General features: G+C 47.0%; 21 protein-coding genes. 13 read left to right on the forward strand and 8 right to left on the reverse strand.

Annotated elements, in window-relative coordinates; translation table 11 throughout:
• The first annotated feature begins 321 nt into the window (after positions 1-321).
• On the forward strand, positions 322-1,020 hold the full coding sequence (locus HMPREF1556_RS00265) for a hypothetical protein (RefSeq protein WP_021666153.1): 699 nt from the start codon (positions 322-324) through the stop codon (positions 1,018-1,020).
• A gap of 81 nt (positions 1,021-1,101) precedes the next feature.
• Here the strand turns inward: HMPREF1556_RS00265 and ccsA are convergent, their stop codons facing one another.
• From ccsA to HMPREF1556_RS00290, 5 genes are all read right to left on the reverse strand, one after another.
• Entirely contained in the window at positions 1,102-1,890 is a 789-nt protein-coding gene (gene ccsA, locus HMPREF1556_RS00270) for a cytochrome c biogenesis protein CcsA (protein ID WP_021666154.1), read from the reverse strand.
• Between the two features lie 127 nt (positions 1,891-2,017).
• Positions 2,018-3,226 (reverse strand): cytochrome c biogenesis protein ResB, encoded by a 1,209-nt coding sequence (locus HMPREF1556_RS00275; protein ID WP_232299017.1) that lies wholly within the window; start codon positions 3,224-3,226, stop codon positions 2,018-2,020.
• A gap of 128 nt (positions 3,227-3,354) precedes the next feature.
• Positions 3,355-4,842: an ammonia-forming cytochrome c nitrite reductase gene (gene nrfA, locus HMPREF1556_RS00280; RefSeq protein ID WP_021666156.1), complete on the reverse strand. Its 1,488-nt coding sequence runs from the start codon at positions 4,840-4,842 to the stop codon at positions 3,355-3,357.
• A gap of 65 nt (positions 4,843-4,907) precedes the next feature.
• Positions 4,908-5,498 carry a cytochrome c nitrite reductase small subunit gene (gene nrfH / locus HMPREF1556_RS00285; RefSeq protein WP_021666157.1) on the reverse strand — a complete coding sequence of 197 codons (591 nt, stop codon included), beginning with the start codon at positions 5,496-5,498 and terminating at the stop codon, positions 4,908-4,910.
• A gap of 183 nt (positions 5,499-5,681) precedes the next feature.
• Positions 5,682-6,005, reverse strand: coding sequence for a hypothetical protein (locus HMPREF1556_RS00290; protein ID WP_021666158.1), 324 nt, complete (start codon positions 6,003-6,005; stop codon positions 5,682-5,684).
• Between the two features lie 346 nt (positions 6,006-6,351).
• Here HMPREF1556_RS00290 and HMPREF1556_RS00295 point away from each other — a divergent pair, with 346 nt between their 5' ends.
• The 6 genes from HMPREF1556_RS00295 (at position 6,352) to HMPREF1556_RS00320 (ending at position 15,719) form a co-directional block, all read left to right on the forward strand.
• Positions 6,352-6,735, forward strand: a complete 384-nt coding sequence (locus HMPREF1556_RS00295; protein WP_021666159.1) for a hypothetical protein — start codon at positions 6,352-6,354, stop codon at positions 6,733-6,735.
• 1,620 nt (positions 6,736-8,355) lie between these two features.
• Positions 8,356-8,799 (forward strand): hypothetical protein, encoded by a 444-nt coding sequence (locus HMPREF1556_RS08775; RefSeq protein ID WP_021666161.1) that lies wholly within the window; start codon positions 8,356-8,358, stop codon positions 8,797-8,799.
• Positions 8,800-8,877: 78 nt separating this feature from the next.
• On the forward strand, positions 8,878-9,549 hold the full coding sequence (locus tag HMPREF1556_RS08780) for an SIR2 family protein (RefSeq protein ID WP_255352105.1): 672 nt from the start codon (positions 8,878-8,880) through the stop codon (positions 9,547-9,549).
• Between the two features lie 127 nt (positions 9,550-9,676).
• The gene (locus HMPREF1556_RS00310) at positions 9,677-11,173 is read left to right on the forward strand and encodes an ATP-binding protein (RefSeq protein WP_021666163.1); all 1,497 of its coding nucleotides are present in this window, start codon (positions 9,677-9,679) and stop codon (positions 11,171-11,173) included.
• Between the two features lie 231 nt (positions 11,174-11,404).
• Positions 11,405-12,235 carry a PDDEXK nuclease domain-containing protein gene (locus tag HMPREF1556_RS08565; RefSeq protein ID WP_021666164.1) on the forward strand — a complete coding sequence of 277 codons (831 nt, stop codon included), beginning with the start codon at positions 11,405-11,407 and terminating at the stop codon, positions 12,233-12,235.
• Between the two features lie 7 nt (positions 12,236-12,242).
• Positions 12,243-15,719, forward strand: a complete 3,477-nt coding sequence (locus HMPREF1556_RS00320) for an SIR2 family protein (protein WP_044125017.1) — start codon at positions 12,243-12,245, stop codon at positions 15,717-15,719.
• Positions 15,720-15,861: 142 nt separating this feature from the next.
• On the opposite strand, the gene HMPREF1556_RS00325 is transcribed toward HMPREF1556_RS00320, so the two are convergent.
• The 3 genes from HMPREF1556_RS00325 to HMPREF1556_RS00335 all read right to left on the reverse strand — a co-directional run bounded on the left by HMPREF1556_RS00325 (position 15,862) and on the right by HMPREF1556_RS00335 (position 18,563).
• A complete protein-coding gene (locus HMPREF1556_RS00325) occupies positions 15,862-16,749 on the reverse strand; it encodes an IS30 family transposase (RefSeq protein ID WP_157047497.1) in 888 nt (295 codons plus the stop codon).
• Between the two features lie 880 nt (positions 16,750-17,629).
• The gene (locus HMPREF1556_RS00330; RefSeq protein WP_021666168.1) at positions 17,630-18,205 is read right to left on the reverse strand and encodes a hypothetical protein; all 576 of its coding nucleotides are present in this window, start codon (positions 18,203-18,205) and stop codon (positions 17,630-17,632) included.
• A gap of 46 nt (positions 18,206-18,251) precedes the next feature.
• Positions 18,252-18,563, reverse strand: a complete 312-nt coding sequence (locus tag HMPREF1556_RS00335) for a DUF3853 family protein (protein WP_021666169.1) — start codon at positions 18,561-18,563, stop codon at positions 18,252-18,254.
• Positions 18,564-19,340: 777 nt separating this feature from the next.
• Here HMPREF1556_RS00335 and HMPREF1556_RS00340 point away from each other — a divergent pair.
• The 6 genes from HMPREF1556_RS00340 to HMPREF1556_RS00365 all read left to right on the forward strand — a co-directional run bounded on the left by HMPREF1556_RS00340 (position 19,341) and on the right by HMPREF1556_RS00365 (position 24,095).
• Positions 19,341-19,682 carry a helix-turn-helix domain-containing protein gene (locus HMPREF1556_RS00340; RefSeq protein WP_044125048.1) on the forward strand — a complete coding sequence of 114 codons (342 nt, stop codon included), beginning with the start codon at positions 19,341-19,343 and terminating at the stop codon, positions 19,680-19,682.
• Positions 19,682-20,053: a MerR family transcriptional regulator gene (locus HMPREF1556_RS00345; RefSeq protein WP_005467170.1), complete on the forward strand. Its 372-nt coding sequence runs from the start codon at positions 19,682-19,684 to the stop codon at positions 20,051-20,053. The genes HMPREF1556_RS00340 and HMPREF1556_RS00345 overlap by 1 nt, the downstream gene beginning before the upstream one ends.
• A gap of 8 nt (positions 20,054-20,061) precedes the next feature.
• Positions 20,062-22,104 carry a bifunctional DNA primase/helicase gene (locus tag HMPREF1556_RS00350; protein ID WP_044125050.1) on the forward strand — a complete coding sequence of 681 codons (2,043 nt, stop codon included), beginning with the start codon at positions 20,062-20,064 and terminating at the stop codon, positions 22,102-22,104.
• Positions 22,092-22,400, forward strand: a complete 309-nt coding sequence (locus HMPREF1556_RS00355) for a helix-turn-helix domain-containing protein (protein WP_021666172.1) — start codon at positions 22,092-22,094, stop codon at positions 22,398-22,400. Before HMPREF1556_RS00350 ends, HMPREF1556_RS00355 begins: the two co-directional genes overlap by 13 nt.
• A 92-nt stretch (positions 22,401-22,492) precedes the next feature.
• Complete coding sequence (locus tag HMPREF1556_RS00360) at positions 22,493-23,098, forward strand: DUF6088 family protein (protein WP_021666173.1); 606 nt, start codon at positions 22,493-22,495, stop codon at positions 23,096-23,098.
• On the forward strand, positions 23,091-24,095 hold the full coding sequence (locus HMPREF1556_RS00365) for a nucleotidyl transferase AbiEii/AbiGii toxin family protein (RefSeq protein ID WP_021666174.1): 1,005 nt from the start codon (positions 23,091-23,093) through the stop codon (positions 24,093-24,095). The genes HMPREF1556_RS00360 and HMPREF1556_RS00365 overlap by 8 nt, the downstream gene beginning before the upstream one ends.

The raw sequence follows: 24,095 nt of genomic DNA on the forward strand, positions 1-24,095 counted from the left end.
ACCTACCGTAGGTTTTTTCAGCGACCTACCGTGGGTCGTAAAAGGGTCGTAAAAGGAGGTGACCTTTTCCCCAGTGAAACGCCTCAAGAGTCCTAGCCCAAAGCTTCCCGGTCCAATACGTATACGTTTTGTGCCTGAAACGTATACGTCTTAGGCTGGAAACGTATACGTTTCGTGCGCAAAACGTATACGTCTTAGGCTGGAAACGTATACGTTTCGTGCGCAAAACGTATACGTCTTGATCACGAAGGGTATACCCTTTGCTCGCTAGGCTTATTCTTCCTAGCTTTGCACATCGTCAAACTCAAACAAACAAGTCTCATGAAAATCGAAATCGGAGAGTCCCTAGCCTTGAGCTACCTCAAGCACGTAAAGGGATGCATCATCTATCAGACAAACTGGAAAGTATCAAGCCACTGGACGATTAATAACAAGGAAAAGCTTGATACTATCTTTGAGAAGGTACGCAGAGAGGAAGCTTTTAGTGGAATCTTCAAGAAATCAAAGCTTGATCAATTCCTAAAACAGGCGGAGATAGATGCTCTAGGAATAGATCAAACAGGCAAGATATATGCCATAGACATAGCTTACCATGAGGAGGGACTTAGGTATGGTTCAACAGAGGAGGCAAAAGCGCGTATAATGAAGAAGTTTGTGCGCTCTTATCTAGCAGTACTTCGCTATTTCTCCTCCTCGCTTTCTGGCCCTTCCCCTGAGGTGGAACGCTGTGAAATCATCTTTGCCTCCCCGAAAGTGGTAGGGGAGAGAGATGAGAGTATTCGTGAATACTTCAATGAGCTTAAAGCCTTATTAGAAGCAGATCTAAAAGGAGATAAGGTAGTGCTCAAGTATATTTCTAATGATGAGTTCAAGGAGCAGATCCTAGATCCAACTATCAAGGCAGGTGAAGAAGATGCGGATACAAACGAACTGTTTTTAAGATCATACAAGCTACTTAATCTCCCATATACGAAGGCTAAAGCAACAAAGAAGAAGGCCGATCCTCTGGTCGTTATTTAGTCAGCGGACAGGTAAAATAATCGTCCCCACCTGTAGAGACTACAGGTGGGGACGATGTCTTTTATAGATATAGCTATGTACTTAGCCGAGGGTGTAGGTGTGGACGCTCACGCCTTGAGCCGAAGGGAGGTAGTTGATGCCCCACCAGCACATTTGCAGAAGGATGAAGGAGATGAAGAGTCCCCAGAGCGCTACACGACGATAGCGGTCGGAGCGGATGCGTACATGGATATAAGCCAGATAGGCGAACCACGTGGCAGCAGCCCATGTCTCCTTAGGGTCCCACGCCCAATAGTGGCCCCAAGCTTCCTTAGCCCAGAGCGCTCCGAAGAGAATACCTACGGTCATGAAGGCCCACCCTACTTGGACGAGGTTGTCACAGATGTCCATCTCGTGATCGTTGATGGGAGACTTCTTGAACCACAGCAGGTAGGCAGACATCAGCGCTGCGGCACCGAGCACAGCGTAGGCGAACATATAGACGATGACGTGCGGTGCGAACCAAGGGCTTTGGAGCGCAGGCATGAGCGTCTTGTTGTGGATCTCGGGGTTGACGATGTTGATTGTTGTGAAGACACCAGCCAGGACGGTGCTGAAGGCTAGGATCCAAGGATAGCGCCAGCGAGAATAGACGATCAGCCCTGCCGTGGGGAGGAAGAAGGCATACCACAGGCGTGTCTCACCCATGGTGCGCAGAGGAGGGCGCTCCAGCGAGAGCCAAAGCCCAAGGATGAAGGCGAAGTAGACGATGAGGCCCGCAGCGGTGAGTAGATAGGTAGGGAGAGGACGCTTGCGCCAAGCCGTCCATGCACCGCCCGCCCATAGCAGGAGGGCAGGGATAGCGAAGAGTATGAAGGAATCCCAAGTCATGAGGATAGAATTGATAGGGGTTGGAGTGGAGAAGCAGAAAAGGGTAGGGCGAACTCCTTGTAACAAGAGCGCTGTCTATACGCCTTCGTGGTGGAGGGGTGCCTTACCCCAAGCTAGGAGGAAGGACTTAGCGACGTTTCTGCGAGACGATGAAGGTAAGTATAGCACCAGCCAGCAGTAGGTAGATCCCTACATAGACGGCAGGTAGCCAAGGATCCTTGACGAGCTCGAAGGTGCTGGTCTCGCTCCATCGACCCATCGCTTCGTCGTAGCTAAGCTGGTAGATCTTCCATCCATCGACCGTGACGGGCTTATTGACTTCGACGGTAGCGACGATGTTCTTCTGCGACTGGGTGTAGACATGGATACGTGAGGCATAGCGCTCGGGTTCACGCCGTGCCATGACAAGGCTTAGATCCTTGGTGAGCTTGAGTTCCTGGAAGGGGAAGAGGTAGCTACCGCAGGTGACCCACCCGACGAGAGGCTTGCCGACCTCCTTACCATCCTTCATAGGCTGTGCTTCGACCAGAAGGGCAGTCACAGCACCTGACGACCCCCATGCGACGTACCTCGTCGTGTCAGAGGTGATGACGGGTGCAGCCAGGGGAAGGTTCTGACGAACACGGATGCGCCACTGATGAAGCATACCTTCACGGAAGTGCTTATCGATAAGTACGATGTCAGGGTTCTTCGCTGGGATGGACTTCCCTGTCTTGCTGTTGATGACCAGGAGCTTGGGGGGATACTCGTCGATGGTGAACTTCTCCAGCTGGATAGCTAGAGGCAGCTCCATGAAGCCCTGCTCATGGGTAGCACGCCACTCGGGCATGTCTGTTTGAGCCGTGAGCTTCACACGCTCCATATCAGCACTACCAAGCGTAGCGGAGACGATAGCGATGAAGAGCCCGATGTGCGAAAGCATGGAGGGAACTTCTCTCAGGCGGAAATGTAAGATCTGCCGTAGTGCGATCAGCCCCACGATACCTGCAAGGCGAGCATAGATGAATACAAAGGGCCAGAAGGAGAGCATCTGTGTCAGCCCGATGGGATCGATAGCACGTTCGTGAGGTGCTACCTGACGCGTGAGCCCCATCACGACGGTGAGTAGGGCAGCGTAGATCAGTGTGGGTACAGCTGCTTCGGCGGTGAAGAGGAAGGCGAAGAGGCGTACTCGATGACGTAGCAGGTAGACGACTACGAGGGTGAGTAGGTAGAGGATGAGGAAGATGCCGTTGATCGGGAAGGCGAAGTCTGACCAGTGGATGGGACCCACGCTGTACTGGAGCACTAGCCCCACGAGGATCAGCCCTGCACCGGTGGCAAAGCCTTCTTTCATTTTCCAGATAGCATTAAACATACGGGAAAGGAGTTGGAGTAGAGAAGAAGCGCGACGGCAGACGATGAGGTCTGTCGCCGCGCCATAGGGGATATTCTAGATGTGTGTCAAGCTTCGGGGGACTCAGCTTAGAGTTCGATGAGCTTGCCTTGTGCCTTAGCAGACTGTACCCACTTAGGTACGACCGTCTTCATGAACTCAGCCTTCTCAGCCTGGAGCTTCTTACCATCGATACCGATATAGGCCCAAGCCTTCTCCTTAGTAGAGATATCAGGCATGGGGACATCTCCGGTGAAGCCGTGGCGTGCCAGCACCTTAGCGATAGCGATACGAGCTTCCTGAGCATAGCCGAGGCTCTGACCGAGGATGCGTGTCACTTCCTGTGGAGCGTGGAAGGAAGCTCCGTGGCTGGCTACAGCGAAGTCCCAACGCCATTGGCTCTTGCGGATGGACTGCAGGGCAGACTTCATCTCGGGCTCGGTAGCACCCTTGTCCCATGCGTACTTAGCTTCGACATGCGCCTTAGCCAGCTCCTTCTCTACACGGTTGCGGATGTCGTTGGCCATACGCTGACGTTCGTAGACGTTCTGGCGCAGGGTCTCTGCATCCTCACGGTGGCAGGTCTGACAGGTCTTATCGATCTTCGCCAGAGGGCTGACGATCTGGTGATCGGAGTACTTCACTCCACCCTCACTCACGTAGGGCATGTGACAGTCAGCACAGGAGACACCACGCTGTCCGTGGATACCCATACGCCAGAGTTCGTAGTCGGGGTGCTGAGCCTTGAGTATGGGAGCACGCGAGAGCTTGTGCGTGTAGTCGGAGTAATCCATCTCATCGTAGTAGGCTTCGATATCCTCGACCGTGAAGCCCTTGTCATGAGGGAAGGTGAGGTACTTGCCGTCGCCCTTGAAGTAGTACTCAGTGTGGCACTGAGCACAGACGAGCGAGCGCATATCTTGGTGCGACTGCTGGGAGACATCCTGCCCACGGCGTGCCCACGCTTCGTAGAGCGCAGGGCGCGCAGGCTTGAGGTTCATAGTCCGGGCGTCGTGACAGTCGGAGCAGCCGATGGTGTTCACGATCTCGTTCCCCCACTGACTCCAGGGAGCTTTGTAGAACTCTGCGATACCTTTCTCCTTCATGATGCGGGGGACATCAGGACCCTTACAAGTCCAGCAGGTACCTGGCTGTATGTCCTTATTGCCGTTCACCCCAGGGGCACCCGTGCGAAGGATCTCGCGCATATCTTCGATGGCGTGCTTGTGTCCGCGTGGGGTATTGTACTCCATAGCGAAGGAGTAGCCTGCCCATAGTACGACCATCTCAGGACGTGCTGCGAGTACGTCGACACGCTGTGAGCTATTGAATTCACCCTTGTACGTGGTATCTGCCGTCTTAGCCCACGTCTGATACTCTCGGGGGAAGTCTTCGGCGAACTTCTCGTTCTGTGACACGATCGAGTCCGAGAAGAGATGCTTGCGGTTGTTGTAGATGCTCACCACCTCAGCACGACGCTCGAGGAGTGAGGAGACGATGAGCCCAAGGACGAAGACTATGACCATTGAGCCTCCGAAGAGGAGCCATCCTTGCCAACGTTTCAACTGTTTTGCCATGATTCTTAAGTCTCTTTTACGTTGTTGTTATTCTGTTGTCGTTTTTCGTAGTGAATGATGGGAGATTACTTGACCATCTTCTGTAGCCAGTCGGGCACGGGTGATTCGGGAAGTGGCACCTGAGCTGCTGGAGTGGATGAGAGGGAGTTCATCTTGCCATGGGCCACATCTCGGTGGCAATCCCAGCAAGCTTTCCCCTGGCCACACTTGACGTCCATGTAGGAGATACGTCCGGTGTTGACGATTTCGGTGTTGAGGGTAGCATGACAGCGTACACAGTTCTCCATGATGACCTCTGCACTCTCGTCGATGGCTTGTATAGCCTGTCGCTCCTGTCGCGTGACGAACTTATACACGTGGTTCATACCGTCCTTGCCCTTGAAGTAATACTTTCGGAAGACATTGTCATGAGGTACGTGGCAGTCGTTGCAAGTGGTATTACGAGCATGCGCGCCATGCATCCACGTGGCGTAGTAAGGGGTCATGATGTGGCAGTTGACACAGGCCGAGGGATCGTCGCCTAGATAAGTGTGGAACCGCAGCAGATACAGGAAGAGTCCGCCTAAGCCCAGCACGATCCCACCTACGAGTAGTAGAGCCACCTTGAGGCGGAAGCCTAAGCGAGGTAGTCGTTGTAGGAATCTGTTCATTATCATGATGTCTAAGTGATAGATACATCACAAAATAAATAACTTTTCCTCAATCCTACAGCAATTCTCTATACTCTGTGATATATTATGAAAATTAAGGAAAGCTATGCTACTTCCTGAACGTAGGCTAAGACTCTGTTACTGCAGTGAATTAGGCTTCGGAGCTGGGGTAGAAGTGCTGGGTGCGTCTTACTCGGGAAGTGCGCTCACCAGAAGCATCGCCAGTGTGATCAGGGCGTGAAATAAGGTTAGACTGCCCTGACGTCTATGCCGAACGAAGAAGGCCAGGGTGATACCCATGACGAGCCAGAGCGCTAGCAGGGCGCTCACGCCCACGTACGTCGGGAGGTCTCTATATACAATGGAGACGTTCTCCGCTCCGAAGGGATATGCCTCGGGCTTGGTGAGGCACGAGTGAAGGTCCTCACCGACGATCACGAGGAGGGCAAGGCAAGCTCCACCCCATAGATAGCCGAGGATCCGGCTCGTCCGTGATCGTAGTTCTTTCGTCATGTCTACACTATCTTCTTCGTCGAGGAGGAAAGGGGTGCTGAGTGCTTGCCCTTAGTTTGTGGAGTAAGGTCCTTCCTTTGGGTATGGCCACCGCCTTTCTCTCGGGGACGAAGTTAAAGCGAAAAGGTGGGTAAAGCAACCCTACCGCAGGTCATCTCAGCGACCTACCATAGGATGCTTGAGCGCCCCACCATGAGCGGACCTAATTCTATGGGTAAGAAAGCGTACTTTTACAGCAGAGCGTGTAGGGATTCCGGTGAGGAAAAGACGAGCAAAGTCCCCGCACATCTTCGGCGATCGCTCCGGGCCTAGATACCCTTAGCTGAACACCTAAATATGCCCCCTTATGATGACAAGACTTAGCCTTTACCTCACCCTAGTGAGTCTCCTTGGAGGCCTCTGCTCCTGTACCCAGAAGAAGCAGACACAGAAGGTCGAGATACCTCTCTCCGACTCGCTCCGTGTCGTGAGCTACATGCCGACGGAGCTCGATAGTCTCTTCAAGCCCCTCTATCGGGATAGCTTCATCCTTCAGGAGCTCCATGATGAGTTCCGTAATCCCGTCGAACGGATGTTTCCCATGGAGCAGCGCATGGCGCATAAGACTTGGATCCTGGAGTTCACCTGGCACGCACGTCGGGACACGCTACTCACGGTCTGGTATCTGAGAGAAGGTGATTCGTTGAGGACGCTTCGCCACTTCTGGTTCTCCGAGTTCGCTGTGTTTTAGTGACCACCTACTTAGCCCCAGTTCTCTCTAGCCTTGTCTTCATCTTCACAAGCCTCACGAGGATTAAGGTGACAAGGCCTTTCGCCTGCAACGTATACCCTGCTTGGTCGCAACGTATACGTATCGCGAGTAAAACGTATACGTTTCGAGCGTGAAACGTATACGTCCTGCCCCTGAAGGGTAGGGCAAGGCCATTTGAGCCTCCTAGCTAGAGAATCAAGATGAGCCATCTTAGCTCGGAGAAGTACCCCGTTCATGGGTCGGTCAGGCGACCCATGAATGGGTCGTCGTAGTCACCCATGAATGGGTCCCTTCATAGCCCCATGATAGGGGGCTTTTGTCTACCCATTGTGCGGGCCTCCTTCGCCTGTAGGTAGATGCCCCCAGTGTATGGACTTAGTGGCAGGTAGCTTCAGTACAAGAGGATATTTCTAACCTTGGGACATGACGCAAACGTACTCCTTTGAGGAAGAGCTCCTCTCTCAAGAGAAGATGAAGCCCATACGATGTCATCGATAGATTTGCTTCTCTGTGATAAGAGAAGAAGTTCGACCTCAAACGCAAGACGATTCGCATGAAAATCACCACCTGCAGGCATGTGCTCTCAACCAATAGATTAGTTTAATCTTGCTACGTAGCCCACGGGTAGAATGTGTCGGGGCAAATGCTTGACGCCAAGGGGCGCATAGTGGAGACTATCCATGCCGTGCTACTTGCCTTGCCTAACTCTGCCATTGGCAGTGGGGAGGCGACAGCCAAAGAGTTAGGCAAATCCAGAGATCCTATTGACGAAGGATTTTTCTTCTTTGGCGACGGCTTCTCTGGCGTAGCTTCTTCTGATAGAGTTGGTCTTTGCTGAGCGGGGAAGAGTAGTTCTTCTCTTGTCTTCTGCCCACGGGCCTTTCGAGGAGCTCGTGTCATGTCGTAGTTTCTCATGGGTTGCGTTGTCAATCGAATTGCATGAGTTTTCACGAGACTTCGAGAGCATTCAAGCATTGTCATGAACAACTCTGAAGCTATAATCATATAGGCTAAATAAGCACCTACGATTAGCTCAGAATAGGGGGGGATCAAGGAATTGTGGGAAATCATAAAATTTTCAATGCTTATCTGAGTGAGCATAAATTATGCTTCTAGTTGTATCTTTGCAGGACAATAGGGACTTCTCTTGGAGATACCCGAGTATGACGATTATTCATGGCAAAAAAGAAGCGTAAACAGATATATGGGTACATAGCGTTGCTCAAAAGAGTGAGATCTCTCAGAATACTTCATGAGATGTAGATGGCACCTTGCTAGAGGACACAATGAGTAAGCAAACCTATGGTTTCAATGCTGCATTACGCTTGCGAGGTGTTATTCTCGGATGATGTGAAGCGTGTAAGATGGCAAGACGAAAGAGTCAACACTACGACCTCACTCCTCTTCCTCTACACCGCTATCGCACAACAAAGAGGTAAATATGCCTATGGCTAAAAGTTCAATGCTCAGCGTATGAAGAAACAAATCATCATGCTTCCCTCTTTATCCAATAGTACTCTCAACTTTGCTATATGGAGCACACCAAGATGGAGTATGATATTCTTAAGATATATTTGAAACGAGTCAAAAAAATAAGCAATGAGTTCCGAAGGAAAAAAGCAAAAAGAGATTCTCATAAGACGAGAAGGAGCCGTTTCCTATGACAACGATAACCTATACTGCAATGGTGTCAAGATTCCTAAAATGGAAGGCGATACGAGATGTGTCGAAGACAGAGTAATGGCAGAGAAGCAAGTCTTCTATGATGCCTTTTTTCGTCAGCCCTTTAAGCATATCGTTGTCCTAGCTGCTGCGGGTACATCTCTCGATAATGGTTCTAACAAAGGAAAGACAAGAGACGGCTTGTGGAAAGAAGGAGAAGAAACTATAGAAAATCTGTGCAAGATTCTATGGACAAGCGAAACAGAGAAGTCTAAGAGAATAAAAGATGAAAAAGATATAGAAGCTTTACTGTCTCATGTCTTACTCGTTGAAAAAGCTGATGAAGAGAAAGCTCTTAAGCTTAAGCCTCTTCGAGAATAATTAGAAAAGATCATACGAGATGCCTGTAAGCTAATTTTAGATGCAAAGAATGGTCCCCATAAGGATTTTCTAGATAAAATCACGGCTCGTAAGGCTAGCGAACCCAGAGTTCAACTTTTCACTACCAACTACGATACACTTTTTGAACAAGCTGCACAAAAGGGGGGCTATGCTGTGATCGATGGCTTTTCATTCACTTCTCCTAGGACTTTCTCTGGGCGGTACTTCGACTATGATATCGTACAGAGGGAACGAACTAGACTCAAGGATGAAGAAAGCTTTGTATCAAAGGTTTTCCATTTATACAAAATGCATGGCTCTTTAACGTGGAAAAGGACTGAAGAAGGAATGATTCAGCAGATGGACACTACAGAGATACCCCTTATTGTTTATCCAGCTTTAGATAAGTATGAAAGCTCTTATGAGCAACCTTACTTCGAGATGATGTCTCGCTTTCAGCAAGCTCTCAGAAGGGAGAATACACTACTGATTGTTCTTGGCTTTGGCTTCAGAGATAAGCATATCCAGAACGTAATCCTTGAAGCAGTAAATCAGAATCCAAGTTTTCAACTCGTCATAGTAAACTACAATGGAGGAGGAACCATTAATCGAGAAGAGCTTAAAGAGTACTTTGATGATGATGTAGTTAAGCGTAAGGTGTCTATAGTATTTGATACTTTCAAGGGGTTCACTGGATCTCTACCTGAGAATAAAACATATTCCACCAATGAAGAATCTATTCAGTCATAATTATTTCCTAGGCTATGTAAATGAGGTTACCCCTCAGTATATTCGTATTCACTTTCCTTCATCTCGTTTGCTCCAATCTTTTTATCATGAAGGCTACTAATTAGGAGGGGGACATGTAGGTTGCTTTGTGGTGGTAGAAGGTGAACAATATGGCTTCTTAGCTAGAATTACAGAGGTCGCTCTCCCTGATAGTGAACGCAAGAGTATTACTGAGAAATCTATCTTAGAGGATGAGTCTACATTCCATCCTTCAGGGAAGGCGGAGCTTCTTTTGTCCTTTGATGTTTATGATCCATCCAAGACAGAAAAGACTGTGGGACGTTATCCCCATATAGGGTCCAAGGTGTATGCTTGCTCGAATGAGCAGATAAAGAGTTACGTTAGCCAATTTGGTGGGGGTGATAAAGAGATGATATTCGCTCCTCTGGGTAATCTCACATCAGGTGATGTAGCTTGCGAAGTCTCATTAGATTCTTTATTCGGTAGGCACTGTGCAGTTCTTGGGACTACAGGGGGAGGTAAGAGCTGGACTATGGCTAAACTGATAGAACAAGTACAAATTAAGACGGATAACAAGATAATTCTAGTGGATGCTACTGGTGAATACCAGAATCTCTCTAATGTTGAGCATTGCATTGTAGGTGAAAACACCTACTTTCCCTCTTCTCAGCTGTCAAATAGTAATTTTTGTTCTTTGTTTCGTGAACACTCTTCAAATACGTCTACAATTCTCTGTGAGGCAATTAATACGTTAAGGCTTGTAGCTAAAGGATTCTTAGAATCTGGCGTTAAAGTTGGACAGAATGTTGCTGATTTATCATCAACTATCTCTAAGAATCTACCATCCTGCATAAATCAAGATTTTAACCTTTCAAATCTATGTGAACAGGTTAGAAATGAGTGTATAAAGGAGCAGAATGGTAAGTATGTTGAAGATCCATTTAAGCTAGGATACAGTGCTCACCTACTAGCTCGTATTAATCTGTTTCTGAATAATGAAACAGTAAAGTCCGCTCTTGGACTGAGTAAAGCCAGCGACGCAAAGTCTATTATAGGTATGATTGACTCTTTTCATGGAAGTGAAGCAACTGTACTTCGTATCGGCTTTGAGAGACTATCGTATGATTTTGCTATAAGAGAAGTCGTTGTGGATTTTATTGCCTGTCACATCTTGAGAAAAGGGCGAGAGGGTACATTTAAAGGAAAGCCTATTCTTTTGTTTATTGATGAAGCTCACCAGTTTCTAAATAAGAGAATAAGTGCGGATGATGATACATCTTTCTATCTTCAAGGTATTGAGCTTATAGCAAAAGAAGCACGGAAATATGGTTTATTCCTATGTCTTTCGACCCAGATGCCGAGAGATATTCCATTAGGTGTGCTTAGTCAGATGGGGACTTTTATTGTTCATCGCCTAATAAACGAACAGGATAAGAAGGCCATAGAGAGTGCTGCCTCCTCTCTAAACAGGAGTATGCTATCTTTCTTGCCCACTATGAGAGCAGGAGAGGCCTTACTTATGGGGGTAGATTTTCCTATGCCTTTACTTTTGAGGATCACACCGCCAGTCCAAACACCACAATCGGGAACTCCGAAGCTGAGTAAGAAGCGAACTTGTAATTAATTCATTAATGAATGTAGAAAAGGGTGTAAATCAGATAGCCTACTGATTTACACCCTTTATTACGAAGAGAGCCTCTTTCTCTTGAACTATCATAGATGGTTGTTTGATATCAATATGCTGTTTATCAATATATATACAGGATTTTGATTAAGGTGGAATATCATAGGATCTCCCTTGTTATATCCATATTTAGGTGTATCTTTGGGTGTATAAACTACACCCCCAAGCGTTTTGAATATCAAACGCAATATCATCTTTGCTCTGGAGAGCCGTAAGAAGGACGGTGTCCTGATCGCGGAGAACGTCCTTATCCGCATGCGTGTGAACTTTGCCTCCCAGCGGATAGAATTCACTACGGGCTATCGTATTGAGGTGGCTAAATGGGATGCAGATAAGCAACGAGTAAAGAACGGATGTACAAATAAGCTTAAGCAATCAGCCTCGGAGATCAACGCTGCACTCCTAGGGTACTATACCGAGCTGCAAGAGGTGTTCAAGCGTTTTGAGGTGGCCGAGGTTATGCCAAGCCCTGCAGATGTTAGGAGCGCCTTCAGGCCCAAGCTCAAGGATACGCAGAAGAAGATCATCTTCTTGACTTGGGAGGAGCTGACGAAGCTCCGAGGGTTCGAGATCCCTCCAGCGAAGCAGTCACTTGACCGTGTGCGGGATGTCTTCCTCTTCCAATGCTTCACTGGACTGCGATACTCGGATGTCTACAATCTCAGAAGAAGCGATATCAAGGAAGATCATATTGAAGTCACTACGATTAAGACTTCTGACAGTCTGGTCATCGAGCTCAACGAGTACAGTAAGGCTATCTTGGAGAAGTACCAGGATGTGGTATTTGAGCACGACAACAAGACTATTGGATTGCTCCTCTGCAATGGAGGATATAAAGTTGTGGCGCAATATGCCCTCTCTGGTTATGATCAGCCGACAGGAGTCAGCGACTATCAGCCAACAAAGGCAATCCCAGATAACCTGAAATCGACACAGCCTCAGTGGACGAAGTTAAAAGAAATTAAAAAGGAATTAAGTGAGATTACAATAAACACTAAATAGAAAGCATATGAGCCCAGAAAGATATAATGAGTTATCTGAGAGCCTTAATCCTTCTCTTAGAATGAAGTTAGATACTATACGTATGCATCTGCATGAGGGCAGGGCATCTTGTATGGTTGGTGCAGGCTTTAGTAAGAATGCAGAAATAGACGATACGACTCGCATGAAGGATTGGTTTGAACTAGCAGATGATTTTTATGAAATGCTTTATGGTGGAAAGCCTAGTCCTCAGGATATAAAGTATAAGAGTGTGCTAAGATTAGCATCTCAAGTAGAGGCGTCAAAAGGGCGAGGAGCCCTAGAGTCGTTGCTTCAAAACTCCCTCCCAGATGAACGTGTATATCCAGGGCGTCTGCATATAGACCTGATGAAGTTGCCTTGGTCTGACGTATTTACAACAAACTACGATACATTATTAGAGAAAGCTTTTATAGAAGCAGATCGCTACTATCATAAAGTTACCAATAAGGAAACACTCTTATATGCTCCACATCCACGCTTGGTTAAGTTACATGGTAGTTTTCCTGATATACGCCCTTTTATTATAACCGAAGAAGACTACCGTACTTATCCTCAACGATTTCCAGAATTCGTCAGCACAGTACGACAATCCCTTGTAGAGAATGTCCTTTGTCTAGTAGGATTCTCTGGAGACGACCCCAATTTCCAGAAGTGGATAGGCTGGTTGCGTGATGTCATGGGAGTACAGGCTTCTCCTGTGTACCAAATTACGTACAATATACAACTACATGACTCCAATATTCATCTATCGCATGATTTAGGGCTTGATATCATTAACCTCGCAGATATTAAGGATGCCAAAGGCTTTCCTGAGGCTCTAGACTTTTTCTTGACATATGTAGGTAAGGAATACAAAACGAAATGGTCAGGAAGAATCAACAGCAACAATAGATCAGAAAGTAGTGATATTGATGCCCTAATGACGGAAATGAGGCAGGTGCGTGAATCTTATCCAGGATGGATAGTGCTACCTATATCTCACATGGGAGAGTTTTCTGATACAAAAGAAGACATACCTTTTTGGTCAAGCATGTACTCTGTTTGTATAGATACATCTCAACAAATAAAATTTTTATATGAAATAAATTGGCGTATTGAGACAGCACTAGGCTCTTTTGATACAGAATGGTATCTGCAAGCATTAGAACAATTGACTTTTGAACAAACTAAAGTATTGGATAATAGTACATACCAGAAGTTATTATGGCTAAAGATTTCCCTTCTCAACTTTTATCGCATAAAAGGAAAAGATGAAGATTATGCTCAACTCTTGAGCAGAATCAAGAACCATACACCAGAACTTACATACGAACAGAAACGCCTATTGACTTACATAAAGTGTCTATATGCCATCTCCAAATTAGACTATAGCAACGTTCAACAAATTGTTGATGACTGGGACCTTCGCTCATTAGATTATCAAGGCCATTTATGGAAGGCTGGGGTACTCATTGAGATTGGTCAATTGAGAGAAGCAGAAGTGATGCTTCAAGATTTATTGAAGTCGGTTAAAAGAAGCATCCTCGCATCAAGGTATTCTCCACAGTTGGTATCCGTTCGATCTGCAATTAAACTCTTCCTGTGGAGAATGGATCATAATAGGCACTCCATGGATAAACCAAGCTCAGATTTTGACTTTACGGAAATAGTGAGACATTGTCGCGACATAATAACTAAAGAAGATAACCAGCCATCACATTATCAAACGACACATGACTTCAACCTTCTGTCAATTGGTCAACGATGGCACTTATGGGGAAGAGGCTTTAAGAGTGATTATTACGGGGTGATTCGTTATTTTCAACTGTACGAAAAATTGGGATTTCCATTTGGTGGACCTAATCTTATTTCATCGGATATCAAAGACAAAACATTTATGGTTGAGCGGTTATTGCGTTATTATCCTAAGTACGCACTACAATGGATTGTACGGTGTTGCAACGCTAAATTGTTAGATGCTTTAACTCGTGGAAGTTTGCTACAGATTAGTAGGCCTGATGCATGCGTATTTTTTGATAGTTTAATCGAACCTTGTAAAGTTGGACTTGATCCGTATGCAGGGCGAATTTTGCAAACACGAGTTTTGACTTGTCTGCTACCTATATTGGTAAGGCTTTCCACATTGCTCCCTCAAGAATACATAGAGCATATATTTAATCTACTTTGTATTGTATATCGTCAGTATCCACAAAAATATCAACGGACACAGGCAGTAACACTCTACAATAATTTATCTGGGGAAAATTTGAAGATCTGTCAAGCAAATGCCCTGAAGGAACCCATACTAAAATCAGGTATTAGAGAGGACGACTTTGAAATGCCTGATTTATTTCCCAATGAAATTGAGTATTCTCCGGAGGCTGGCGAGATCGCTATAGCAGGATTATGTTCTTCTGATGCTAGCATTCAACAAGCAGCCTATGAAAGGCTAAAAGTTTTGAAGCTAACAAAGAAGGATGATTTGACTTCTTCAGTATTGGCTACCAGTATAGCGATCTGGAGAGCCACTCCCCCATTATCTGACGATAAATTGAGTTCCTTTTTTATATTTCCTGGAGAGGAGAAAACTATGAACTCTATCGGAACATCAGAATTGAACTCATTCTTAAGTGAAGACTTCAAAAATGACAGTTCATCTTCTTTCATAGATTCAATTTCAAACAGACTTCGTCGCCTTCAGATAGGCTACCCTAGGTTTACAGAGGAAAAGCATTTGGACTTCTTAGATAAGGTTATACAAATTCTAACGGAGAATGAAGATATATTTAAGAAGAATGATTCTGACAAATTCCTTGGAGGGATCCATTCCCGCGTGAGGGCGATATTTCGTCCTCTGAATTATTATACTCAGGTAGAGGGACTCCCGTCAAAAGGCAATAATAAATGGCAACGCTTTAGGAGTGTGATAGAACGATATCGTGAATATGGGTACCCTGTATTAACAATTATCGCTTCTCTATCATATTTGGGGATATGGGACAAGGCAACAGTCAAGAGCTACATAAAGGAAGCCTTATTCTCAAGCTCTAGTTCATTAGTTAGTGATGCTGGAGAAGCTCTGGTCTATATAGCCCAACAGCAAGGAGCAAGAGTTAATCAATCTGTTATCAAAAGTATAATAAGTAGGATTACTTATGTCATTGATGAACATACTCATACGTATCTTTATATAATCAGAGAAATCTTATTGAGAAAAGGAATAAGCAAACAGGGTCGTATTCTATTAGAGGAGTGGATAAGCACCTTACCTAGTCGAATAGAATGCCTTGCGATATCGGAAGAGATTAAAGATGATGTTAGGTACCTTGCAAATCAAATTTCTGGGATTATGTCAGTTATTTGGTCAGACTGGCCGGGATTAGATGATTGGAGTAACTATATGGAGAATGAGTATATAAAGAATGACATCAGAAAAGGATTTGTAGAAGGTGTCCGTCTTGCCAGTTTACCCCCAGAAGATTAGATCTCTGCTCCTCTCTCCCAAGTATAGAAGAGGTTGAGCAGGGACTCATCCGACTGGTTGTGGGATATTAGCACATATCTCTCCCTTGTATTTTCCACTACGAAGTGCAACACTATAGGCTAAAATTTAGGTAAAATATACGTTAGCCGAGCTTCTTTCGCGGACGATTATTTAGCCTCAATTCTATCTCTTTGAGGTCACCCTTGGTAAGACCTTCGAAGGAGCTGTGCTTAGGCAGGTACTGCCGGATTAAAGCATTGGCGTGTTCGATGTGTGGCTTATCGGTGGAACGATACGCACGAGCAAAGTAGACCGGCACCCCTAAACCTCGTTCAATACTCCTAAAAGCACTAAACTCCGGGCCATTATCCGTAGTGATCGAGTGAAGCTGGCCACGCCACTTGAGGAAGGCTAAACGACTATTCACCGCCCGAGCTATGGGTTTGGCCTTACGCCTATGAGGAAGAGCTTCGAGGAAGATATAGTCCGTCTTGCGATCGGTCAGCGTAAGAATAGCCTCACTGCCAGAGTCCCCTAGGATCAAGTCCATCTCCATATCCCCCATACGCCCCTGCTCGTCGATGATTTCTGGACGATCAAGAATGCTCTTATACCGCCCTCGCTTCTTGCTATTGCAAGGCTCGGAGAGGCGTTTGCAACGATACTTCAGACCATGCCGACAGTAGCTATATAAATCCCCTCCACTACGCTTGTCGGCGTGTAGCCAATTATAAATCGTGGTCTTACCCACCATCGCTATCCCTTCCAGACGAAGACGACTCGAGATCTGCTCGGGAGACCATTGCTCCTGGTTAAGAAGTCTGGCTACTCGCTCCTGAAGTGAGTGGGTAAAGCGACGGGGATGTTGTAGCCAAGCAACTCGCTCGTCAGAGAGCATCTGAGCGTGCTGGGCGCTATAATCTCGCTTGTGACTATTGCGACGAAGCTCACGACTAACCGTGCTAACATGCACCTCAATGGTGCGGATGATAGAGCGAAGGGATCTACCCTGTTTGTGGAGCTGAGCAATTGTGTACCTTTACTCACGATTCAATTGGTAGTAAGTCATTGAAAACTTGTTTTTTATCACGACTTTGGAGTGATTGATCCCCCTGTTGGGGCAAGGGCCTTTGTGGTACAAATGGCAATTTGTGGTACAAAGACACACCTTGCCAGTATCAAGAAGGGATGCTTCATCGCCTCTACTGATCACTCTATTTCTTTAGCGCTCGAGCAAACTTAAGCTTGAGACATCGAGATCTCGACATTGGCCTCGGATGATCGAGGTGCTGAGGAACGGGATTTGTTGATGAAGTCCTTGCTTGCCAGGTCAATCTTTCTCATCATAAACCTTGTAGTGAATTGGCATTATTCCGAAAGCTATATAGTAATAGGGTAAAAGCTATATAGTAATCAACTCAATCCTATATAGGAATAGCCTGAAAGCTATATAGCTTTTGTTCCGCCGTTAATTAGGAAGATGTCTCGTAGCCCGATCCAGCAGCCTCGTCCTTATCAAGAAGGCTCTCAATCATAGCGTAAGGATGAAGCGAGAGTATGAGTTTCGGAAGCAGGGAGAGCGAATGAAGAAGGACTCTATTCGCTTACTCCTCTAGGTGAAGTTCTAGTCAAGAGAACAAGCTGATGTAGCCATCTTTAGGCGAGGTAGAGCAAGAGCTTGGGGTGCTTCGCAGCTTGTACGCTGAAGAGCTCCATTGAAGATCTTTGTAGGCTTACGGGAGTTGTTCCTCCAAAAGAAAAAGACGGTGCTAGCCGAGCTAAGTACGCTACGATGGGGATTTGCTTGATGTCGTGTAGATGCATGCTGTTTTTCTTTGGCGGTTCTTCTTTGGTCGGTCGGACGTTTACTATAGGCTCCTCTTCCGTCCGGCCATTCTCTATTTATGTCTCTATTTATGCTTGGTCGGATGGTCAGGTATATATAGCCTGCGTCCGACAGACCAATCGAAGGACTTAGTGGTGCCGGTCTGAGTTGTTGCAATAGCGTCCTCGTCCTTCTTTGACGACGATGTCTTTGGCAAGAAGGAAGCGAAGGAGCTCTTTGAGCTTGGTCTGTCGGTATGGATGACTAGCCACAGCAGAGTAGAGCTAAGCTGAGCAAGTAGATCGCCATATCCTAATTCGGTATACTGACCGAACACCTCTCGTAAGGCTTTGCTGTGCTCCTCATAGGTGAGTTCTTGGTAAGCGACAACTTGTGGGTGTAGGACGGTATAGTCGCTGTCCAGTTTTGGTAAGCAGATGCCTTCGTTTTCTGATAGCCTGAAAGCAAATGGATGAAAAGCCTTAGAGCGAATGATCGCGGGGGATACGATGCTTCTATCAGCGTCAGCATTATCCCTGGCAATAAGTAGCACGCTCTCGGCCTTGTTGTTTAGCTCTGTGCCGATGATTGCCCCATCCACACCGAGCACTATGGGAGGGAGGCTGAATTCATCTGTACTCGGATGAGCAAGCGTTTCCATACGTCCTACATATTGGGTGATAGATTGCAGGAATGGGTGAAAGCGTTCACCTGTGTCCTTCCGTTTTGCGTCCGGCTAGTTCGACGGCGAGGTCTGCATCGATGATGATCTCCCGAGCGACCTGTGTGATAGCTCGATCGATCTTGTCACTCTGTTTGATACGATTGGCTGTGGGGAGGCTACACCTAAAAAGTAGGGCAAGCCCAGATAGCCCATAAACGAAGTGTCTTTCTTCTTTGGCGGGAGTCTTGTCTCGTGTGTCTCCCTCTCGTTGCATCGATCCCTGTTGGGCGAGGAAGAGTAGTTCTTCACCTGTCATCTGCCATACGGGCTTTTCGAGGAGTTCGTGTAGTGTCATAGTTGCTTATACGTTGTGGTGTCAATCCAATTGAATGTGTCTTTATGAGCCTTTGAGAGTTTTCAAGCATGGTCTTGAATAGCTCTGACACTGCAAATGTATAGGCGAAATTAGCATGCCCGAATAGCCAGGGAAAGGAGAGGATGTATTACGAGAATGTGGGAAAACAAGCCGAGCCCTTTGGGCTCTATCAAGAAGCTCCAAGGGCTCGTTTATCGTCTTATGGGCTATCGGTATTCTTGGGCGTAGAAAAGGGTGCAAATCGCATAACCTGCTGATTTGCACCCTTTATTGCGGAGAGAGAGGGAAATGTACCATCCCCCTTTATCTCGTTGTATCACAGATGTCTATCTAATCCAGTCAATCGGTAGTGTAGCAAAAATGTAGCAGTTTTTTGACCGACTCTTGACTACCATTCTGACGGACTATTGAAAGCGCAACAGCTCTCTTTTCCTAGTTACAAAGGTACAGAAAAACGAACGATAAGCAAAGCTCCTCTATAATAAGTATTTACTCAGATCCCTGCTACACAGTCTGGTGCACGGTGCAAGCCCTATATATAGGGGGCTTGCACCGTGCACCAGTGTCTCCTGGGTAGCTAGGGAAAATTCACGTGCACTTATGATGAAAAGACCTGCCCAGTCCCTATCTTATGTTGGTCCCATTGCAGCCCGACATAGCATCACGTTGCATCTGATGCAAGACCTCTTGCATTGGGCGCAGAAACTTGCACGAAACGGGTTGGTTGAGCTCGGATGCGTTTATAACTTTGAGTATATGAAAAAGTTACTCGAGCACCTAAGATCCACTCGCCAGGACAAAGGGATTTCGCAAGACTATCTTGCTGTCAAACTGGGCGTTTCCTCCAGCACCATTTCACGCTGGGAGTCTAAGGGGAAGTTCCCCAGTATAGACAAGCTCTTCGAGTATGCCTCACTCTTGGACTTCACTGTCCAGGAGGTTCTTGCATTCAGCGCAAATGAGCCAACTGAAGTTTCCAAGCCAGTGGGCAAGATTGAGATCTCAGCCTACGATAAAGCGAGCTTCAAGCGTCTTGTTGAGCAACTGCTTGAAGAGGAGGATGGCCACATTAAATTTGTCACAACGCAACTGCAGTAATGGAAGTAATCTCTATGGAGAGCAGTGCCTATCAGGACTTGATAGACCGGCTTAATCGAATTGAGCAGTATGTAGAGCGTACCACACACCTTCTACAAGACATCGATGATGAGCTCGAGATGTCTACGAAGGATCTCATAGAGACTTTGAATGTCTCTGAGTCGACCCTGTATCGTTGGCGTAAGAAGAACCTGGTTCGCTTCCGCTATACGGAGAGCGGGGATGTGCGCTACTTCTACAAGTCTCTGCTTATCTGCGCTCGCTGTAACCGCTTGCGTATCTCGGGTATGCGTAATGATGAGCTTCTGGATCGTCTTTTGCGCTATAAGGATAAGCTTATCCTCTCGAGCTGTCTCGCTTCAGAACGATGATCCCCATCATGATAGAGAAAGAGCAGGTACTAGCCTTGACGGATCAAGGCCTCACTATCTTTAGTCACTATCTGGGGTTTGAGGTTAATCTGCATCGTAATTTCCGGAGTCCGTTCTATGATGATAGGCGAGCGTCTTGTCATATCTACTATGACAAGAAATCGTCGACCTATAAGTACTACGACCATGGCGATCCCTCCTATGCGGGGGATTGCTTTTGGTTTGTAGCACAGTTACGAGGTATCGATCTGAGAACGGGCTTTCGTGATCTCCTAGAGCTGATTGTTGGGGAGCTGGGGCTTCGTATCCTTGCGGGAGAGCAGATCAGGAAACCTATTGCTCCCGAGGGGCAGCGTGCTTCTACGCTGAGTGAGCCAGTCCAGGATGAGCTCCCCTATAGCTTCGAGATTCAGCCTTTTGATGATGGGCTCTTAGCTTATTGGGCGCATTATGGTATCTATGAAGATACCCTCAGACGCTTTCGAGTGCGCTCGCTGAAGAGCTATAGGAGCCAAACGAAGGAGGGTAAGCCTTTTGAGTTGAAAGCTAGTCCTACGGAGCCTATCTATGCTTATATCGGTAATGGCTACATTAAGATTTATCGCCCCAACAGCTCGAAGATGCGCTTTCTCTATGGAGGCCGAATGCCCAGTCCCTATTGTTTCGGCATGGAGCAACTTCCCAATAAAGGCGATATGCTCTTCATTACGGGAGGAGAGAAAGACGTTCTCTCGCTTTCTGCTCGGCATTTCCATGCGATTTGCTTCAATAGCGAAACTTCGCAGATTCCCGAGCGGATCATTGAGAGTTTACAGCTACGTTTTCGGCATATCATCCTCCTCTATGATTCGGATGCTACCGGGCTTCGTGAGGCTCAGCGGCAGGTAGGTCGCTTGTCGGCTTATCATGTGAAGCAGCTTCAGCTTCCACTCAAAGGGACGAAGGCTGAGAAGGATATTTCGGATTACTTTGCTCTGGGGAATGAGGAGGCCGACTTCCGAGGGCTACTGAATACGCTCCTCTCTCAGATGTACACGCAAACGATGATGCTCCTACGCTCGTGTGAAATCGACTATGATAACCCTCCTGATGCCTCTAAATCGCTCGTAGCAGTTAACGGGGTACCTCTTGGGACACAGGACAACCTCTTCTGCATTACGGGAGGAGAGGGTACGGGTAAGAGTAACTATGTCTCTGCTATCCTTGCTGGAGCCCTTGCCCAGCAACGCCTGGATGCCGAGCTGACCCTAGGGCTTGAAGTTACGCCGAATCCAAGGGGGCTGGCGGTTCTACACTACGATACGGAGCAGTCAGAGGCTCAGCTACACAAGAATCTAGGCAAGACGCTCCGCCGGGCGTCACTCACGGCTGTCCCAGATTTTTACCATTCGCTCTATCTAGCTTCGCTCTCGCGTAAGGATCGCTTGAAGCTTATCCAAGAGAGTATGGACATCTTTCATCATAAGCATGGGGGTATTCACCTCGTGGTTATTGATGGTATTGCCGACCTCATTCGCTCAGCTAATGATGAGACGGAGAGCATTGCTATCGTCGATGAGCTCTACCGCTTGGCCGGTATCTATAACACCTGCCTTATCTGCGTCCTTCACTTTGTACCTAGTGGGATAAAGCTCAGAGGGCATATTGGCTCTGAGCTACAGCGCAAAGCGGCAGGTATCCTCTCCATTGAGAAAGATGATCACCCTGAATACTCGGTCGTCAAGGCTTTAAAAGTCAGAGATGGTAGTCCTCTGGATGTGCCGATGATGCTCTTCGGTTGGGATAAGACTCTTGATATGCACGTCTACCGAGGGGAGAAGTCGAAGGAGGACAAAGATCGGCGTAAGAGTAGCGAGCTGCTTGCTGTAGTTCGGGAACTTTTCCGTACGACGAATCTCCTATCCTACCAGGAGCTCTGCGAGGTCTTGATGCGTGAGCTCGAGATCAAAGATCGTACCGCAAAGAAGTACATTGCCTACATGAAAGAGCAAGGCATCCTTAGGCAGGATGCCCAAGGAAACTATCAAGAGAACAAGTCATGCCCCATCTAGAATCACCTCAGAGTGAGGCCCGCTTTCAGAGCCTTTTCAAGAAGCTTATGCTGATGGAAGCTAAGCTTGATGAGCTACTCTGCCTGCAAAGGCAAGAGCAAGAGCTCAGGGTTCATCCTCCCCTTCGGGCAGAGTACCTCGACATTATTGACGTGTCTAAGCTCCTCAAGGTGGAGCAGAAGACAATCTACAACTGGGTCTCCTTAGGGAAGATCCCCTACCTCAAGGCAAATGGTCGTTTGCTCTTTTTGAGAGCAGAGGTCGATGAGATGCTGAAGCGACGCGAGGAGTGTTAGCGATGAGGTGTTCGGTGAATGGGAATCTCCTGCGAGGGCTATTTTGTCGCAAAAAACGTGTAGTTTTGCGACAGAATAAAGCTTATATATGCATGGAGAGTATTGATGACAAGATCGTTAAGAGTGTATCAAAGCGCGGAAGGGGTACAATCGTCTTTCCAGCGAACTTTGTCTCCCTTGGGGAGAACACTAGCGTCTTAAAAGCCTTGGAGCGGTTGGCCAGCAAAGGCACACTCATTCGTCTTGCTCGAGGGATCTATTGTTACCCCAAGGAGGACAAGGTCTTAGGTCTTGGGGTTGTTTATCCTTCCTATGAAGAGATTGCCCAGAGTATTGCTCAAAGAGACAAAGCTCGTATTGCTCCAGCAGGAGCCTATGCTATGAACGTGCTTGGCTTCACAACACAGGTTCCCATGAACCTCGTGTTCTTAACCGATGGGAGTCCTCGGAGCGTACAACTCTTTAATGGTCATAGAATCACATTCAAGCAGACTGTTCCGAAGAAACTATCCTTCCAGAATAAGATATCCCAGTTGATTACTGTTGCTCTTCAAGAGATTGGTCAAGACCATATAACCGACGCTCATAAGCAACATCTGAAGAAGATACTCTCCCCTCTTAGAGAAGAGCAAATCTCGGGAGATTATCCACTGATGCCAGCTTGGATAAGGACACTCGTCAAAGGCTCCTATGAATAGTTACTTTTCTCTTAGCCCTTCACAGCAGCGTACTCTTATCACACAGACGGCCGTTCGCCTAGGTCTTCCTGAGCAAGCGGTAGAAAAGGATTTGTGGGTATCCATCATCCTACAACTTGTTTTCACACTCCCTTTTTCTGATAAGCTTGTGTTTAAGGGAGGAACCTCTCTAAGCAAGTCTTTTGGGCTGATCGAGCGGTTTTCGGAAGATATTGATCTTGTCGTTGATCGGAGTTTTTTTGATCTTCATGGCAATTTAACAAAGAAGCAGATCAAGGGCTTACGCAAGAAGTCCTCTCTTTTCGTTCGCGATGACTTGACAAGTCTTCTGAAGGCAACAATGGTGTCCTATGGCTTAGATGAGTACTGCTCTGTTGTTCCCGAGGATGATGGAGAAGGCGATCATACTTATCCGGAGCCTAGAAAGATCGAAGTATACTATCGAACTCTCTTCCCTCTCAACGAGTATCTCCAACCTAGAGTGATGCTGGAGATCGGAGCCCGGTCTTTGTTTGAGCCAACGGTGAATACCTCGATTCAGAGTCTTGTCACTACTCAATTCCCTCAGATTGATACTGGGCTCGTTTCTGCGCATAGTATAGCCACGGCAGCTCCGCAGAAAACCTTTTTAGAAAAGGCTTTTCTTCTCCATGAGCTATTCACGAGCCAAAGAGGGGTAAGTGCCGAGCGTAAGTCCCGTCATCTATATGACTTGGAGAAGATGATGGATGCTCCTTTTGCTATCCAAGCCATAAAGGACGATCATTTATGGGATACGATTGCCCACCATCGTGAAGTGTTTACTAGCCTTTCGGGAGTAGACTATACTCCTGACATTCGAGATCGTATCGTCTTATGTCCACCCGAAGAGGTTCGGTCGGTTTGGGAACGGGATTATTCGGATATGCAGCAGTCTATGATCTATGGAGCATCCTTGCCCTTTGGTGCTTTGCTGGAACGAATAAGTCTACTGGAAAAGAAGTTCCATGATCGATAG

Origin of the sequence: Porphyromonas sp. oral taxon 278 str. W7784 (genome assembly GCF_000467855.2) — a bacterium.
GTDB lineage: Bacteria > Bacteroidota > Bacteroidia > Bacteroidales > Porphyromonadaceae > Porphyromonas.

Bases quoted from the DNA above. Each gene is read 5' to 3' on its own strand.
- HMPREF1556_RS00265 (WP_021666153.1), top strand. From the start codon at position 322: ATGAAAATCGAAATCGGAGAGTCCCTAGCCTTGAGCTACCTCAAGCAC.
- ccsA (WP_021666154.1), bottom strand. From the start codon at position 1,890: ATGACTTGGGATTCCTTCATACTCTTCGCTATCCCTGCCCTCCTGCTA.
- HMPREF1556_RS00275 (WP_232299017.1), bottom strand. From the start codon at position 3,226: ATGAAAGAAGGCTTTGCCACCGGTGCAGGGCTGATCCTCGTGGGGCTA.
- nrfA (WP_021666156.1), bottom strand. From the start codon at position 4,842: ATGGCAAAACAGTTGAAACGTTGGCAAGGATGGCTCCTCTTCGGAGGC.
- nrfH (WP_021666157.1), bottom strand. From the start codon at position 5,498: ATGATAATGAACAGATTCCTACAACGACTACCTCGCTTAGGCTTCCGC.
- HMPREF1556_RS00290 (WP_021666158.1), bottom strand. From the start codon at position 6,005: ATGACGAAAGAACTACGATCACGGACGAGCCGGATCCTCGGCTATCTA.
- HMPREF1556_RS00295 (WP_021666159.1), top strand. From the start codon at position 6,352: ATGATGACAAGACTTAGCCTTTACCTCACCCTAGTGAGTCTCCTTGGA.
- HMPREF1556_RS08775 (WP_021666161.1), top strand. From the start codon at position 8,356: ATGAGTTCCGAAGGAAAAAAGCAAAAAGAGATTCTCATAAGACGAGAA.
- HMPREF1556_RS00320 (WP_044125017.1), top strand. From the start codon at position 12,243: ATGAGCCCAGAAAGATATAATGAGTTATCTGAGAGCCTTAATCCTTCT.
- HMPREF1556_RS00330 (WP_021666168.1), bottom strand. From the start codon at position 18,205: ATGGAAACGCTTGCTCATCCGAGTACAGATGAATTCAGCCTCCCTCCC.
- HMPREF1556_RS00335 (WP_021666169.1), bottom strand. From the start codon at position 18,563: ATGACACTACACGAACTCCTCGAAAAGCCCGTATGGCAGATGACAGGT.
- HMPREF1556_RS00340 (WP_044125048.1), top strand. From the start codon at position 19,341: ATGAAAAAGTTACTCGAGCACCTAAGATCCACTCGCCAGGACAAAGGG.
- HMPREF1556_RS00345 (WP_005467170.1), top strand. From the start codon at position 19,682: ATGGAAGTAATCTCTATGGAGAGCAGTGCCTATCAGGACTTGATAGAC.
- HMPREF1556_RS00350 (WP_044125050.1), top strand. From the start codon at position 20,062: ATGATAGAGAAAGAGCAGGTACTAGCCTTGACGGATCAAGGCCTCACT.
- HMPREF1556_RS00355 (WP_021666172.1), top strand. From the start codon at position 22,092: ATGCCCCATCTAGAATCACCTCAGAGTGAGGCCCGCTTTCAGAGCCTT.
- HMPREF1556_RS00360 (WP_021666173.1), top strand. From the start codon at position 22,493: ATGGAGAGTATTGATGACAAGATCGTTAAGAGTGTATCAAAGCGCGGA.
- HMPREF1556_RS00365 (WP_021666174.1), top strand. From the start codon at position 23,091: ATGAATAGTTACTTTTCTCTTAGCCCTTCACAGCAGCGTACTCTTATC.